This window comes from Pseudomonas sp. NPDC089392 (genome assembly GCF_044749595.1).
Classification (GTDB): Bacteria; Pseudomonadota; Gammaproteobacteria; order Pseudomonadales; family Pseudomonadaceae; genus Aquipseudomonas.
Genome location: NZ_JBIVIF010000017.1, coordinates 107,237 through 122,290 on the forward strand (window position 1 = coordinate 107,237; position 15,054 = coordinate 122,290).

Here is a 15,054-nt window from a genome sequence, read left to right on the forward strand (position 1 = left end):
GGGCTGATCCATTTTAAGCGCAGCTCAGGCCGCCAGCGCAGAGGGATAAGCTGGACTGCGGCCGCGTGCTACGAGGGAGAGTTGAATTGTCCAATTCACCACCCCGTCAATTCCGGGGCTCGGAAAGTCTCGCGGCAGAACAGCGCTCTCGCGACGCTGTGCGGCCATTCTTGGAGGCCTGCGGCTTCAACGTTGTCGAGGATCGCCGAATTCCAACTGGCTCAGCATCCCAGCGGATTGTCGCTTTCAACACCCACGAAGGACAGCATGTCAAAGCCCGGGTGCGCCTTTGCTGGCGCCGTGATGGTCGTAACCCGAACGAGCAAAAGTACTCAGCTGCTCAGTTGACCGCCCACCTACGGCCTGGCGGCTGGGACGCCACCCTGGAGCACGTGGTGGGGAGAGACCTCGCCCAAGGCATGAGCCACGCCATGCTATTTCAGCGCGACGGCGAGGCGGTGGCCTATGCGGCTCTTATCCCGCTAGGTGCTTTGCATCCGATCTGGAATCGTCAGCGGGAAGTGAGCGATGAGCTCTTGCGTCTGGGGCTGAAGGGCCGCATCAAGAAGAACCATGCCCAGAACGGAACAAGTCCAACGCTGTGGTTACAGGATGATCGGTTGCCAGATACCCACCAGGTAGCTGATGTCTTGTGGCAATGGCCAGGGGTTGTCGATCTCGCGAAGCTGATCCCTACAGACGCGTTTTCGCCGGGCCTTGACGATACATTCGACGATTGTCCTACGCCGGATTATTCGTCTTTAGGGCGGGACGAGGGGGAGAGGGTGAGCACTCTTCGGTCGCATGTGAAGCGAGATCCTCGGGTGCGCCTCGCGGTGCTAGAGCGAGCTCGGTACCGATGTGAGAGATGCGACGAGAGTCGAACTTTCCGAGGCTTCCTGGACGTGCATCACGTGCTAGGTGCCGACGTGTCGGACCGCGTCTACAACTGCGTTGCACTCTGCCCGAATTGCCACCGGGAAGCTCACTACGGTGAAAACCGAGATGCAATGAATACGCAGCTTCTGGAGTACGCTCTTCAGTTCCGATCATGACTTGCCACTGCCAATGGTCGTGACGCCATTCTAGGACCTCATACACAAAGCAGGTCCGATTATGAACGCAGTACCAGAAGCAATTTATCGGCAGGTGGACGAAGATCAGGTCACGTTCTGGGTCGCAGTCGACGGGCGAGTTTATCGAGCGTGGGGCACTTTCAGGGGACGGCACATCGATGCCCGGAGAGGATCTCGATCGGCCGCAGTAGGCGAGTGGCTTCGTAAGGCGATTTACGCAGCCAACGAGTGATGTCTCGGCTGAGGGGCGGGAGGGTTGATCCTCGGCCGCTCCTCAGCGGGTGCGCCTTTAGGGCAGGGCAATATGGAGGCTGAGTGTGTGCTGACCAGGCTAAGGAGATGGTAGTCGCCGGCAAGTCGTTGGCTGATCCCAATCACCCTGATTGGTCGTGAGAAATCCTTCTCGGCCAGTTACACTTCCTGCAGGGCCAGCGAATGGCCAGGTCTGAGGAGAGGCGTGAGCTTCACGCCCACAACGTGAGGTAGGAATGAGCGAGAACGAGAATTACAGTCAGCTAGACCAAGATCTGGAAGCTTTCGGCGAAAGATGGTCTATCGAGTACTCGATTATCTGCTGCCAGGGTTGCCACTCCAGCCAAGCTGTAGATCAGGCAGCCGAATCGTTCACTCATGAAGAAGGGTGCTCGAACGAAACCGAAAGCGCACAGCATCCGTGGCACGAACTCAAAGCTTTGCTGCGTGACCTGCCTCGGCTTGGATAGAAATGCGAGTGGTCAATTTCTTCTCCTACCCTGGCCTCAAGCCGGGGTGGTTGAATCTCGGTTAATTTGAGTGTGCAAGCGTTCTCATGAAAGCATTTATCTTCGCAGCTGTGGCTGCATTCTCGATCCATGCATCCGCAGAATCGATAAACATACGCACTGAGCTCTATCGCAATGGTGAGCTTGTAGCTATGCCACACGCGATTACTGAAAACGGTATCCAGGCTCCCTATAAAGACGTTCAGTACATGAGATACAGAGAGCTAGTTGGTACGAATAAAGCGCGACTCGGCCGCCTGGAACTAGGCACAACCGCATATTTTACGCCAGTTGTTATGAGTGATGGAGACATCCGTCTGACCATGGACGTCAACTACGTACGCTTGAAGGAAATGAAGAGCGACAAATTTGGTAATCTTACCGTCGATTACCCTCATACTGATGGCTATATGTACAAAGGGACAGAAATTCTCCCAATAGGCGGTAAGCGCGAATATAGATCCAACGAAAATGGGGATGAGTACGCTTTTATCGTCACTGCTACAAGGCAGTAATTCCTCGCGCTACCGGTTCTTCCGCAGAATATCTTTCGCCGTTTCGTACCGATCTCAATGCGTGTAGGTTCACAAAATAGGTGATAGGCCAGACCCCGTGAAATTGGAATCTTCGCCATTTTTTTTGTGAAATGAAGGGGTGCTTTTCACAGAAAAGCCGAGAAATCCCTACTCACCAATCACAAAAGTTGATTGGCCTGGAAAGGGCCGTTTACGACCGACGCGTGACTTTTCGGTAAGGGATGAGGAGTAGTCGCAGCGATCCTTTAGCTCCTAGTCTGGCGACCTTGGGTTCAGAATCCGACTGGCAATGCCCGCCGTCACTACTTCAGAGGAACCAGCTTCCTCTGCTGCCAAAATTGCGGGGGGCTCATGCTGGTACCCAGGCCCGACAAATGCGCAGTTGCAGCCCTCAATTGCAAGGCTATCCAAAGCGGCACGCGTGTCAATCAAGATCTGATGCATGACGATGGCCGGCCTCACGGAGGTGAAACCGGAGATTCAGATTGACTAAACCGACCCCGTAGACACCAACCTCCACGAAGGCCGCTATCGACCCAAAGCTGTCCTTCAAGAAAGGCAGCTAACGGCGAGAAGCGGTCATTTTATATCTACAGGTTTCGGGGCGATTCACTCGTCTGATGCTCAGGAGCACCAGGATGGGCGTCAAGGAGGTGGTCATCTTGAGGTGGACTATGCTGACCAGTTGCTCTCAAATCTAATCGTGAGGTCCTCCATGGCAAACCCCAATCTGCTGGCTCTATTCAGAGATGAAGTCCTTCTGACCGGGCCTGAAAGCTCCCTTCCAAGCAACCTATCTCAGTTCTGGCTTGAGGAGCTCCAGAGTCATCTGGAGAGGTATTTCGACGGTTTGAACTCGGATTCAGATGCAGAAGAGAAGGATCTCGACATCTCTCTCCCACTCGCAGCGATCATCCACATCTTGTTCGCGAAGAATGGTGGGGAGGAGATATCCGAGAGCTCTGAAAAGCTGTACGAGTATTTCCAAGACTACCGGCTCGAACTGGCCCTTGAAGAGATCACGCGAAAGACTCATGTGGCTGCCGAGGCTGCAACCATTGAGACCATCTTCACCAACCGAGATGTCCTGGTGGAACAAGGCCCCCTTCTTCAATAGGTACCTCCACCGATGCCATCGCCGGCGGGCACGCTCCGAGGCATTGATGGAATGCATTTTGACGGCTGCCGAGATCAGCGAATGAAAGAAATTGCTGCGCCGATGTTCGATCTAATCGCTTTGTCGCTTCCACGAGGGTTGGGGTTTGGGGACAGCCCGCCAGTAGGGGCATGGCTTAGTGAGGACGGAATTTCTTGTGCCGCTCTAACCCGAAATATCCATTCCGGCAGCTTCGGAATTGTCACCTTGCGGCGTCGTGTCGATAGCGTGTGGGTGCTCCTCAGCCATAGTGAGCGCACCACTGGCGAGTCTGAAGCCCGCGCCTCAATCAGCCATTTTCTCTATACCCAAGCCCATCCGCTTCCACTCCCTTCAGGTGAACGACGACGTGCTCCTCTAAGCAGAATGGGTAAGCGCACACCAAGCGTGGTGTTCAAATCACTATTTGATCCAAGCCGCCGTATTGGGGCGTGGGCGCTGAATCAACTGTATCTCGCACTGCCATCCCCAGACAGAAATTGGGTTCCCGATTGCCAGACTGAGAATTTTCACACCCGCCTCTGGGAAGCCCACCTATTAGCGATTTTTCGTGAACAGGGACTCTTGGTCACCCAGCCTAAAGAATCACCCGATTTTCACATCGAGAATAGGCTGGGAGATGAGGCCTGGGTTGAAGCAGTGACAGCCAACCCGGAAGAGCGGTATGAGCATTTTGGCGCCTCGCCGGTCCCCCCACCCGCTGACCGACATGAGCGTTTCTTAGGAGCGGCTGCAGAAAGGTTTGCGAGGACCATCCAAAACAAATTGGACAAGCGTTACGAATCCCTACCGCACGTGGAGGGTAAGCCGCTCATTCTGGCCTTAGCCGATTTCCATGCGCCCAGTTCAATGCTGTGGAGCAGGGAGTCGCTCATCAGCTATCTCTATGGCTTTGCAGTTCACTCATCTGCGCATCGTGGTACGCACCTGATAACTGTGGAGGAAGAGACATCTCTGCTATCAGGGCGCCCCAACGGCCTATTTACGCTAATGGAAAATGCCCATCTTTCAGCGGTCATTTTCACCAATGCCTGCACAGTGCCAAAGCTCAGCCGAGTGCCGATCTCAGGTGGAGCTCATCTAGACGGGTACCGATACTTGCGGTTTGGTGAGTTTTTCGACCGTTCTCCGGGAGCATCACGAGGTATCCCATTTCTGTTGGATGTAGCGTCCAGCGACTACGGTCAGCTCTGGCCGCAATATGGCTACGAGCCGTGGTCTGCTGAAGTGGAGGTATTCCATAACCCTATGGCACTATACCCGGTGCCTAATGAGTTGATACCAGAAGTCACCCACTGGAGAGAAGTAAACGGAAGAGTCGAGTGCGAATCTTTCTTTGATGTATCCATACTCCGATCCAGAACACTCGTCCTCAGTGCAAACGCTAAGGTTCCGTCACTCGATGAGTTGCTGACAGCAGCCAGTCCTCCAGAGCTCTGACGGCGGCGGGGTGGCCGCATCGTTGCCACGCAGGTAGATGAGAATTTCTCAGCAAGCTACCCAGCCAGGGGAAGGACATGAGATCCCCTGCGCAATTCAGGACCGTTGAAGCGTCACCTCTCTTCGGGTAAAAGCATGACCGTCATACAACGCTACAACAGCGTCATACCCGAGAGCATAGGAAGAAAAATGTCGATCCAAGGACTAAAACGATACTTTGGAAACAAGATTCACGCAGTGATAATGATGGCCCCGCTTAAGCGGGAAATGATACGCCTCGGCATATGCACCCTTATGGCGATTATTCTGAATATCATCTTGTATACCGGCGTTGAAGTAGACGGCACCATCAAGCCGTGGGCAGAAACCCCGATAAAACTGTTTGCATCGTCGATGTTATTCGCCTTCATGATCAAGGCTTTTCTGCCAGTTCTCGGCTGGACGATACTGAAAGCAATGCTGTTGAGTGCGAACAATGCCTTCAGCGGCATACTGAGTTTTTTGGGCAATCAGTTCACAGGCGTCATGTACTGTACCGGAATTATTATGGGTTCTATCACGATTAAATTGTATATGGTTTCCGGGGTTTTAGACTCTGAGTTTGCTTATCTGTCCGCAATCGTATTTGCTTCCGGGGTTTTATATTTCTATGTGCTGCAATGCGCCATTCAAAAAACAATAAGTCCGGCCCTGCGTACACCAGCAGTACCGCGTTAAACCACTAGGCTGTGACTATTCATCTCTGGTGCTCAGTAGGCGCTCGCTCTGCTGAACCCTCACCCATACACAACCATTAATGGACTGGCCCGCCTTCGACTTTATGAAGAAGGCGAGCGAGCACGTGACTGATTGCGCATGTATTCCGAGATGAGACTTTCGAAATTGATGTCCGCCTCCTCAACGAGAATATTGACGTGACAGTACAGCTCTTCAGGACCTCTGAGATAATTGAAAATCCTTGATCTAACGATGCCGCAAACCCCTTCTTTGACCGCCGTAGAGGGGAGGTTGATAACATCGCCAACGCACGGGATAAGAGCTAGGCCATGGTCGCTGTTGAAGACAATGTCAGCTGGACAGGCATCAATGCTGGCATCGGATTGTCCTTGCGAAACCTGCTGATAATCAATGCTATACCTCATGTACAGCCTACCTCATTTGTTGAGTGAGGAATCAGCGCCGCGGATCGTAAACAGAAACCTCAAGTTCGCAAGCGACGGGAGCATGTAGCGGATTTTCGGTACTAGAGAGCTTGGCAACTATCGTTTTTCAAGCACATACCCTACGCCCCGAAGCGTATGTATCAGTTTGGTCTCGAAAGGGTCATCTATCTTGGCTCTGAGTCTTCGAATCGACACCTCTACAACGTTTGTGTCGCAGTCAAAATTCATATCCCAAACCTGCGAAATAATTTGGGTGCGGCTCAGCACCACACCGGTATTACGCATCAGGTAATGCAGTAACGCGAATTCTTTCGTGGTCAGGTCAATGCGCTGACCGTCCCTGAATGCCCTGTGCCGGCTCTGATCAAGCTCCAGGTCAGCGACGCGAATGACCTCTACGGATGCAGGGTGATCTGACCTGCGCATCAAGGCGCGAACCCGGGCCAGCAGCTCAGGGAACTCAAATGGCTTGATCAGGTAGTCATCTGCTCCGTTCTCCAGCCCCCGGACCTTATCCGCCAGCCGGCTTCTCGCCGTCAGCATCATGATACGGGAAGGGCAGTTTTTACGACGCAACAACTCAAGGACCTGCCAACCGTCCATCTCTGGCAGATTTATATCCAGGATAATCAGCTCATATTCGTGCTGCTTAGCCAAGAATAATCCATCTGACCCGGTGTGGACGCAATCTACGACATAGCCACATTCCGTCAGACCTTGACGCACATACTCCGCAGTTTTTACTTCATCCTCAATTACCAGAATTCGCATGGGATTTTGTCTCGATATCACTGAGCAGTTAACCGCGCACGCGCGCCGGCATTATTGAAAGGGATGGTAAATCAAAATGAGCGTGCCGGGGCTCAAATGACGGATTTGTAATTTCTAGGTAATACAGTTGATAGTCTGGCGGTATATCTTGTCGCGGTTTGGGTTTGACAGTTGCGGGCCCTCTCTCCAGCAGGTGATTTGACCTTATGAAGTATTGGGTTATTTTCTTTTTTGTGCTGGCTTCGTTCCGCTCAGATGACGGCGAGGTCGCTCACATCGAGGAAGCTGGTCATTGGTGTAGTCATGAACTTCACCGGCATGCAATGCGTACAATCGAACGCTTGCTTGAATTTTAGGTAAAAAAAAGGCGCCCAATGGGCGCCAAATATCCACCTTTTACCAAAGGAGCACTTAAGCCACTCAAGGTGAATTCGTAATGCTCGTTTTACTAATAGGACCAGTTAATGAATAACTGGTCCAGTTAGCGAATTACAGAATCGAAAGCGGGTACTCAATGATCACACGGGTTTCATCCAGATCCGATTCGAATGCAGTGGCACGTGTGGTTGCCTGGCGCAACCGGAAGGACAGATCTTTTGCTGGACCGGTTTGGACAACGTATTTGACTTCGACGTCACGCTCCCAACGCTTCTGATTGTCGAGCGGGTTGCCGTTGTCATCAGTGCGCATGTAGAACTGGTTAGCGTTCGAGTAATCCGCACCCGAGCCTCTGGCGTAGCGCGTCATGAACGTCAGGCCTGGAATGCCGTAGCTGGTGAAGTTCAGGTCATAGCGCAGCATCCAGGAACGCTCTTTCGGCGAGTTGAAGTCGCTGTACTGGATGGAGTTGTCGACGAAAATCGAGTCCGACTGACGCAGGTAGTCGAAATCGTCGTCGCCGTTGTTGCGCTGATGCGACAGGGCCAGGGTGTGGGCACCGTAACGCACACCGACCTTGGCACTCCAGATGTTGTTGTCGAATTCACCCAGGCGCTTCTTACCTTCATCTACGGCTTTGTAGTAGTTGAAGCCACCGATCAGCGCCAGATCGTCGCTCAGCGGGTAAACCACGCTTGTGCCGGCGTAGTACTGATTCCAGACGTCTTTCAGCTGGCTGGCGTAGACGCTCACAGTCCAGTTGTCGTTGATCGAGTAGTCACCGCCACCGTAACCGATCCATGGCGAGTTGACCGGGCCGCCGTAGAACGTCACGAAGTTGTCGTTCAGGTTGCTTGAGACCGGCTGGCTCATCGCATGCAGACGACCACCCTGGAGGGTAAGGCCCTGGATGCTGGTGTTCTCAACGGTCACACCGCGGAAACTCTCTGGCAGCAGGCGAGAGTCACCCGATGCGACGACCGGGGTCGATGGGAAGACATCACCCACTTTCACGATGGTATCGAACAAGCGGACTTTGGCTGCGCCGCCGACCTTGGTGTATTCGTCGCGAGCTTCACCCTTGTTATCAACGGGCAGCACGTCGAAGGAGCTACGGCCGCCGTTGCGCCCATCACCGGTGTCGAGCTTGAGGCCGATCATGGCAAAGGCATCAACGCCAAAGCCAACGGTACCTTGGGTAAACCCGGAGTTGAATTTGCTGATGATCGCGTGCGCCCAGGCTTCGGAGTAGCCGTTCGTATTGCCCTTGCCACTGTTGTAAGTGGGGGCGGTGCTGTCGCGGTTATCACGGTTGAAGTAGAAGTTACGGTTCAACACTGTAAGGCTGCTGCCTTCAATGAAGCCTTCTGGCTTGTCTTCAGCTTGTGCCGAAATAGCATAGCTTCCAGACAGCGCAGAAACTGCCGCCAAATACAGTGGTACTTTGATTTTCATCCGATGCTCCTTTGATTCACGGCAGTTTTTATTATGTTTACCGGCGCGGGTGTCGTTAGTTGTTCTGACCCGGCGGCGCGCCTAGCGTAGCGCGAGCTCATATTTGCAGGCCGAAGATAACGGGAAGGTGATAGGACAATTACAATTTCGTCATCTACCTGTTATTCGGCACCTTCGCACCGCGTGTTTGCCATCTCTGTTGCTTGTATCGAAATCATCGTGTCGGGTTGGGTTTCCCAGTATTTACGGGCATTACAAAGCTTTCTTACGAAATTGTAATTTTCTAGCCACCCCTCTGATAGCTACCGCTCATTAGAGTGCCATCACCTAATCAAGTGGGGCTTGGCAGCTGTTTCGGCGTTCTCGCCAAGCTTTATCGAAGTTTGTGCACGAGGACCATCAAAGTGCCCCGGTATAACCGCAATGTCTTACCCAAGACCCCCGTCTCGCCCTGGAAGATCGCTGCACTCTGTGCAGTCATCTCTGGGTTGATGGCGCCTGCAGCCCTTGCCCAAAGCATCAGCTTGCCCCAGGCGCTTTCGACGGCCATGGATGCCAACCCAGACCTGGCCGCGGCCAGGCAAGAAATTGGGATCGCTGATGGTGCTCGCAAGCAGGCCGGGCTTATCCCCAACCCCACAATCTCGTATGACGTGGAAGACACCCGTCGTAACACCAGCCAGACGACTGTCTCTCTCAGCCAGACCCTTGAGCTGGGCGGTAAGCGGGGGGCTCGTGTTGACGTCGCCACATACGGGCAGACCGCCGCACAGCTTGAGTTAGACCGTCGCGTTAACGGCCTGCGTGCAGATGTCGTCCAAGCCTTTTACGCCGCGTTGCGGGCCCAGACAGGTCTCGACCTGGCCAAGCAATCTCTCGAACTGACTGAGCGCGGTCTTCGCATCGTCGATGGCCGTGTTCGCGCAGGTAAGTCGTCCCCAGTGGAGGCGACCCGCGCTCAAGTGCAACTGGCCGAAGCCCAGCTGCAAGTTCGACGTGCAGAAACGGAAAAAGCGACCGCTTACCAACAGCTCGCTCAAATTACCGGGAGCTCAGTCACCGTGTTTGATCGACTCGAATCGCCAACCCTCTCCCCGGGCTTGCCACCTCGCACTGAAGATCTGCTGGCTAAGCTCGACCAAACAGCAGAAATGCGTCAGGCCGTGGTTCAGATCGACAAGAGCGACGCCTCGCTCGGATCAGAGAAAGCTCAGCGTATCCCGAACCTTACTGTCAGCGTAGGTAGCCAGTACGACCGCTCTGTGCGCGAGCGGGTCAACACTGTGGGCCTGTCTATGCCGTTGCCGCTGTTCGATCGTAACCAAGGCAACATTCTTTCCGCTTCTCGTCGTGCAGATCAGGCCCGAGACCAGCGCAATGCTGTGGAGCTGCGTCTGCGCACCGAAACCCAAACCGCGTTGAACCAGTGGTCCACCGCCATGCAGGAGGTCGAGTCCTACGACAAGACCATTCTGCCATCAGCCCAACAAGCCGTAGAGACCGCAACCCGCGGCTTCGAGATGGGCAAATTTGGCTTCATCGAAGTGCTGGATGCCCAGCGCACCTTGATCGTCGCTCGTGGCCAATACCTCGAATCGTTGGCAGCGGCGACCAATGCGCGTGCGCAGGTGGAAAGGGTTTATGGCGAAGTCGGCTCAACTGCCGGCGCTCGCTGAACGGGCCAAACATTTTCTTCGGCACACAGCCTTGAACAAGCCGGTGCCTACGATCAGCAGGAGTAGCAATGGATAACAAACGCAAGATCGCCCTCGCGGTAGCCGCTGTGGCAGCCCTCGGATTTGGCAGCCTTGCCTGGAACAATAGTTCCGGACAGCAAGCCGCCAGTACCGCTGAGCATGGCGCTAACGATGGCCATGGCGACGAAAAGAAAGCCGCATCTGCCGCCAAAGAGGAAGGTGATGAGGGCCATGGTGAAGAAGGTCATAGCGAAGAGGGCGGTGAAGAAGAGGGCAAGCTGACGCTCAGCGCTGAACAGATCAAGGCCGCCGGTGTTGCCTTGGAAGCTGCAGCGCCTCGTGACCTCGGTACCGTCGTGAGCTTCCCGGGCGAAATTCGCTTCGACGAAGATCGTACTGCCCACGTGGTTCCTCGTGTTCCTGGCGTTGTTGAGGCTGTCCAGGCCAACTTGGGCGAGACGGTCAAGAAAGGGCAAGTCCTGGCGGTAATCGCCAGCCAGCAGATCTCTGACCTGCGCAGCGAACAACAGGCCGCACAGCGTCGCGTCGAACTGGCGCGTGTCACCTTCGAGCGTGAGAAGCAACTGTGGCAGGACAAGATCTCCGCAGAGCAAGACTACCTCCAAGCACGCCAAGCGCTGCAAGAGGCGGATATCTCCTTGGCCAACGCCAAGCAGAAGGTCGGCGCAATCGGTGCCTCGGTTAACTCTGTTGGCGGTAATCGTTACGAGCTCCGCGCTCCCTTCGACGCCGTGGTAGTGGAGAAACACCTGACCGTCGGCGAAGTCGTCAGCGAGGCGACCAACGCCTTCATCCTTTCCGACCTGAATCAGGTCTGGGCGACCTTCGCAGTTCCGCCGACAGATCTGGGCAAGGTCACGACTGGCCGTGCAGTGAAAGTCTCTTCGCCTGACATGAACGTCGAGGTCGAAGGGAAGGTGGGTTATGTCGGCAGCCTGCTGGGCGAGCAAAACCGTGCAGCTACTGTCCGCGTCACCTTGACCAACCCCAACGGCGCCTGGCGTCCAGGCCTGTTCGTAAACATTGCGGTCACCTCCCAGACCGATCGAGTTGCCGTAGCGGTCCCTGAGCACGCTGTGCAGACCGTTGAAGACAAACCTTCGGTATTCGTACGCACCCCAGATGGCTTTGACACCCGCCCGGTAAAACTGGGTCGCCGCGACAATGGGTACGTGGAAATCATCGACGGTATTGAAGCCGGCGCCCAGGTAGCAACCAGTGGCAGCTTCACACTCAAGTCCGAGCTCGGCAAAGCTTCTGCCGAACACGGTCACTGATGCGAACTGACAGGATGATTTCTCATGTTTGAACGTATCATCAGATTCGCCATCGAGCAGCGCATCGTAGTAATGATCGCCGTTCTGATCATGGCGGGTATCGGTATCTACAGCTATCAAAAGCTGCCCATCGATGCGGTACCCGATATCACCAACGTCCAGGTGCAGATCAACACTGCAGCGCCTGGTTACTCGCCCTTGGAAACCGAACAACGGATCACGTTTCCAGTTGAAACGGCCATGGCCGGTCTCCCGGGCCTTCAGCAGACCCGTTCCCTGTCTCGCTCTGGCCTGTCTCAGGTCACCGTGATCTTCAAGGATGGCACTGACATCTTCTTTGCCCGCCAGTTGATCAACGAGCGGCTGCAGGTTGCGAAGGAACAGCTGCCAGAAGGTGTAGAGGCCGTCATGGGTCCGGTATCTACCGGCCTCGGCGAGATCTTCCTGTGGACTGTTGAAGCCGAAGATGGCGCGGTCAAAGAGGACGGTACGCCGTACACCCCGACCGACCTGCGCGTGATCCAGGACTGGATCATCAAGCCTCAGCTGCGTAACGTCCCGGGTGTGGCCGAGATCAATACCATCGGCGGTTATGCCAAGCAGTTCCTGGTTGCGCCGGATCCAAAGCGCCTGGCTACCTACAAGCTGACACTCAATGACCTGGTCGCAGCGTTGGAAAGTAACAACGCCAACGTCGGTGCCGGCTACATCGAGCGTAATGGTGAACAGTTGCTCATCCGTGCACCGGGTCAGGTAGGCAATATCGAAGACATCGCCAACATCGTGATCACCAGTGTGGATGGTGCACCGATTCGCATCAGCAGCGTTGCTGACGTCAGCATCGGTAAAGAGCTCCGTACAGGTGCTGCTACTGAGAACGGCCGCGAAGTCGTGCTCGGTACCGTGTTCATGCTGATTGGTGAAAACAGCCGCACCGTATCTCAAGCTGTCGCCGCCAAATTGGCGGACATCAACCGCACCCTGCCAAAGGGCGTGGTGGCTGTGACTGTTTACGACCGTACCAACCTGGTTGAAAAAGCCATCGCGACGGTGAAGAAGAACCTGGTGGAAGGCGCGATCCTGGTTATCGCCATTCTGTTCCTGTTCCTCGGCAACATCCGTGCGGCTCTGATCACCGCGATGGTGATTCCGCTGTCCATGCTGTTCACCTTCACAGGCATGTTCAACAACAAGGTCAGTGCCAACTTAATGAGTTTGGGGGCACTCGACTTCGGCATCATCGTCGACGGTGCCGTGGTTATTGTAGAAAACGCGATCCGTCGACTGGCTCATGCGCAACATAAGCATGGCCGCATGCTCACCAAAACCGAACGCTTCCACGAGGTCTTTGCCGCGGCGCGAGAAGCTCGCCGGCCGCTGATCTTCGGTCAGCTGATCATCATGGTGGTGTACCTGCCGATCTTCGCCCTCACCGGCGTCGAAGGCAAAATGTTCCACCCGATGGCCTTCACCGTTGTGATGGCGCTGCTGGGTGCAATGGTCCTGTCCGTTACCTTTGTTCCTGCAGCTATTGCCATGTTCGTCACTGGCAAGGTGAAGGAAGAGGAAGGCGTGGTCATGCGCACAGCTCGACTGCGCTATGAACCGGTTCTGCAATGGGTGCTGGGACATCGGAACATCGCTTTCTCGGCCGCAGTAGCCTTGGTCGTGCTCAGTGGTTTGCTGGCAAGTCGTATGGGTAGCGAGTTCATCCCAAGCCTCAGTGAGGGTGACTTTGCGATGCAGGCCATGCGTGTGCCTGGAACGAGCCTCACTCAATCTGTCGAGATGCAGCAGCGTCTGGAGAAAGCGGTGATTGCGCAGGTGCCTGAAGTTGAGCGGATGTTCGCACGCTCGGGTACCGCAGAAATTGCATCTGACCCGATGCCGCCGAACGCCTCTGACGCCTACATCATGCTCAAGCCTCAGGATCAGTGGCCTAACCCGAAGAAGCCTCGTGATGAGCTGATTGCTGAAGTGCAGAAGGCCGCAGCGGGTGTTCCAGGAAGCAACTACGAGTTGTCGCAGCCAATCCAACTGCGTTTCAACGAGCTGATTTCGGGCGTGCGTAGTGACGTCGCTGTGAAAGTCTTCGGCGATGACATGGACGTGCTCAACAACACCGCCAACAAGATCGCGGCAGCGCTCAAAGCGGTCCCGGGCTCATCGGAAGTGAAAGTTGAGCAGACATCCGGCCTGCCGGTGCTGACCATCAACATTGACCGCGAAAAAGCAGCACGCTACGGCCTGAACATCGCGGATGTTCAGAACTCGATCGCTATCGCCGTGGGTGGCCGTCAGGCCGGCACGCTGTATGAGGGCGACCGTCGGTTCGACATGGTAGTACGCCTACCAGAGACCGTTCGCACCGACGTAGCGGGTATGTCCAGCTTGCTGATCCCGGTACCTGCCAATGCGGCACAGGGTGCCAATCAGATCGGCTTCATCCCGCTGTCCCAGGTCGCCAATCTGGACCTGCAACTGGGCCCGAACCAAATCAGCCGCGAGAACGGCAAACGTCTGGTTATCGTCAGCGCCAACGTTCGAGGCCGCGATCTGGGGTCCTTCGTTGAGGAGGCGACCGCATCGCTGGACAAGAAGGTGCAAATTCCTGCGGGCTACTGGACGACTTGGGGGGGCCAGTTCGAGCAGCTGCAGTCGGCTGCCAAACGCCTGCAGATCGTTGTTCCAGTCGCCTTGCTGCTGGTCATGACCTTGTTGTTCCTGATGTTCAACAACCTGAAGGACGGCATGCTGGTCTTCACCGGTATTCCATTCGCACTCACCGGTGGTGTTGTGGCGTTGTGGCTGCGGGACATCCCACTGTCGATCTCGGCAGGTGTCGGCTTCATTGCACTGTCCGGCGTTGCAGTACTGAACGGCCTGGTGATGATTGCCTTCATCCGCGGGCTAAGGGAGGAGGGACGAACGCTCAGACAGGCAGTCGATGAAGGTGCATTGACCCGTCTGCGACCTGTTCTGATGACAGCCTTGGTAGCGTCCCTGGGCTTCATCCCGATGGCTTTGGCCACCGGCACCGGTGCCGAAGTTCAGCGGCCATTGGCGACGGTGGTGATTGGCGGGATCCTGTCCTCCACCGCACTGACCTTGCTGGTACTGCCTGCCCTGTATCACTGGGCACACCGCAAGGATGAAGACGGCGACGAGGCCGAAGTGGTTAGCTAACAGCCTCCGCTAAAGAGAAGCCCACAACACGTGTTGTGGGCTTTTTTGTGTGCGCCAGGCATGGCGCGTTGCGCGTAAGCGCAACCCGCTTGGCTGTGGTGGCCAAGCGGGTGACTTGGAGGTGAAAGTCCTCTACA

At 55.3% G+C, this 15,054-nt stretch carries 11 protein-coding genes; 8 read left to right on the top strand and 3 right to left on the bottom strand.

The window, feature by feature from the left end:
• The first annotated feature begins 86 nt into the window (after positions 1-86).
• The 5 genes from ACIP1G_RS16560 to ACIP1G_RS16580 all read left to right on the top strand — a co-directional run bounded on the left by ACIP1G_RS16560 (position 87) and on the right by ACIP1G_RS16580 (position 5,686).
• Entirely contained in the window at positions 87-1,055 is a 969-nt protein-coding gene (locus ACIP1G_RS16560; RefSeq protein WP_181131363.1) for an HNH endonuclease signature motif containing protein, read from the top strand.
• Positions 1,056-1,884: 829 nt separating this feature from the next.
• Positions 1,885-2,352, top strand: coding sequence for a hypothetical protein (locus ACIP1G_RS16565; protein ID WP_181131364.1), 468 nt, complete (start codon positions 1,885-1,887; stop codon positions 2,350-2,352).
• Between the two features lie 736 nt (positions 2,353-3,088).
• Positions 3,089-3,490: a hypothetical protein gene (locus ACIP1G_RS16570; RefSeq protein ID WP_012269857.1), complete on the top strand. Its 402-nt coding sequence runs from the start codon at positions 3,089-3,091 to the stop codon at positions 3,488-3,490.
• Positions 3,491-3,571: 81 nt separating this feature from the next.
• Positions 3,572-4,969 (top strand): hypothetical protein, encoded by a 1,398-nt coding sequence (locus ACIP1G_RS16575; protein ID WP_224765890.1) that lies wholly within the window; start codon positions 3,572-3,574, stop codon positions 4,967-4,969.
• Positions 4,970-5,158: 189 nt separating this feature from the next.
• Entirely contained in the window at positions 5,159-5,686 is a 528-nt protein-coding gene (locus tag ACIP1G_RS16580; protein ID WP_020302118.1) for a hypothetical protein, read from the top strand.
• A gap of 101 nt (positions 5,687-5,787) precedes the next feature.
• Here ACIP1G_RS16580 and ACIP1G_RS16585 read toward each other — a convergent pair whose 3' ends face one another.
• The 3 genes from ACIP1G_RS16585 to ACIP1G_RS16595 all read right to left on the bottom strand — a co-directional run bounded on the left by ACIP1G_RS16585 (position 5,788) and on the right by ACIP1G_RS16595 (position 8,736).
• Positions 5,788-6,111: a hypothetical protein gene (locus ACIP1G_RS16585; RefSeq protein WP_010951457.1), complete on the bottom strand. Its 324-nt coding sequence runs from the start codon at positions 6,109-6,111 to the stop codon at positions 5,788-5,790.
• A 117-nt stretch (positions 6,112-6,228) separates the two neighbouring features.
• Positions 6,229-6,903: a heavy metal response regulator transcription factor gene (locus ACIP1G_RS16590; RefSeq protein ID WP_003253420.1), complete on the bottom strand. Its 675-nt coding sequence runs from the start codon at positions 6,901-6,903 to the stop codon at positions 6,229-6,231.
• A 489-nt stretch (positions 6,904-7,392) separates the two neighbouring features.
• Positions 7,393-8,736: an OprD family porin gene (locus ACIP1G_RS16595; protein WP_003253422.1), complete on the bottom strand. Its 1,344-nt coding sequence runs from the start codon at positions 8,734-8,736 to the stop codon at positions 7,393-7,395.
• Between the two features lie 404 nt (positions 8,737-9,140).
• Between ACIP1G_RS16595 and ACIP1G_RS16600 the strand changes: the two genes are divergently transcribed.
• The 3 genes from ACIP1G_RS16600 to ACIP1G_RS16610 all read left to right on the top strand — a co-directional run bounded on the left by ACIP1G_RS16600 (position 9,141) and on the right by ACIP1G_RS16610 (position 14,917).
• Positions 9,141-10,412 (top strand): TolC family protein, encoded by a 1,272-nt coding sequence (locus ACIP1G_RS16600; RefSeq protein WP_133164861.1) that lies wholly within the window; start codon positions 9,141-9,143, stop codon positions 10,410-10,412.
• 68 nt (positions 10,413-10,480) lie between these two features.
• Positions 10,481-11,731: an efflux RND transporter periplasmic adaptor subunit gene (locus ACIP1G_RS16605; RefSeq protein ID WP_020302560.1), complete on the top strand. Its 1,251-nt coding sequence runs from the start codon at positions 10,481-10,483 to the stop codon at positions 11,729-11,731.
• A 24-nt stretch (positions 11,732-11,755) separates the two neighbouring features.
• A complete protein-coding gene (locus ACIP1G_RS16610) occupies positions 11,756-14,917 on the top strand; it encodes a CusA/CzcA family heavy metal efflux RND transporter (protein WP_010951454.1) in 3,162 nt (1,053 codons plus the stop codon).
• The last annotated feature ends 137 nt before the right edge of the window (positions 14,918-15,054 follow it).

Bases quoted from the DNA above. Each gene is read 5' to 3' on its own strand.
- ACIP1G_RS16565 (WP_181131364.1), top strand. From the start codon at position 1,885: ATGAAAGCATTTATCTTCGCAGCTGTGGCTGCATTCTCGATCCATGCA.
- ACIP1G_RS16570 (WP_012269857.1), top strand. From the start codon at position 3,089: ATGGCAAACCCCAATCTGCTGGCTCTATTCAGAGATGAAGTCCTTCTG.
- ACIP1G_RS16575 (WP_224765890.1), top strand. From the start codon at position 3,572: ATGAAAGAAATTGCTGCGCCGATGTTCGATCTAATCGCTTTGTCGCTT.
- ACIP1G_RS16580 (WP_020302118.1), top strand. From the start codon at position 5,159: ATGTCGATCCAAGGACTAAAACGATACTTTGGAAACAAGATTCACGCA.
- ACIP1G_RS16585 (WP_010951457.1), bottom strand. From the start codon at position 6,111: ATGAGGTATAGCATTGATTATCAGCAGGTTTCGCAAGGACAATCCGAT.
- ACIP1G_RS16590 (WP_003253420.1), bottom strand. From the start codon at position 6,903: ATGCGAATTCTGGTAATTGAGGATGAAGTAAAAACTGCGGAGTATGTG.
- ACIP1G_RS16595 (WP_003253422.1), bottom strand. From the start codon at position 8,736: ATGAAAATCAAAGTACCACTGTATTTGGCGGCAGTTTCTGCGCTGTCT.
- ACIP1G_RS16605 (WP_020302560.1), top strand. From the start codon at position 10,481: ATGGATAACAAACGCAAGATCGCCCTCGCGGTAGCCGCTGTGGCAGCC.
- ACIP1G_RS16610 (WP_010951454.1), top strand. From the start codon at position 11,756: ATGTTTGAACGTATCATCAGATTCGCCATCGAGCAGCGCATCGTAGTA.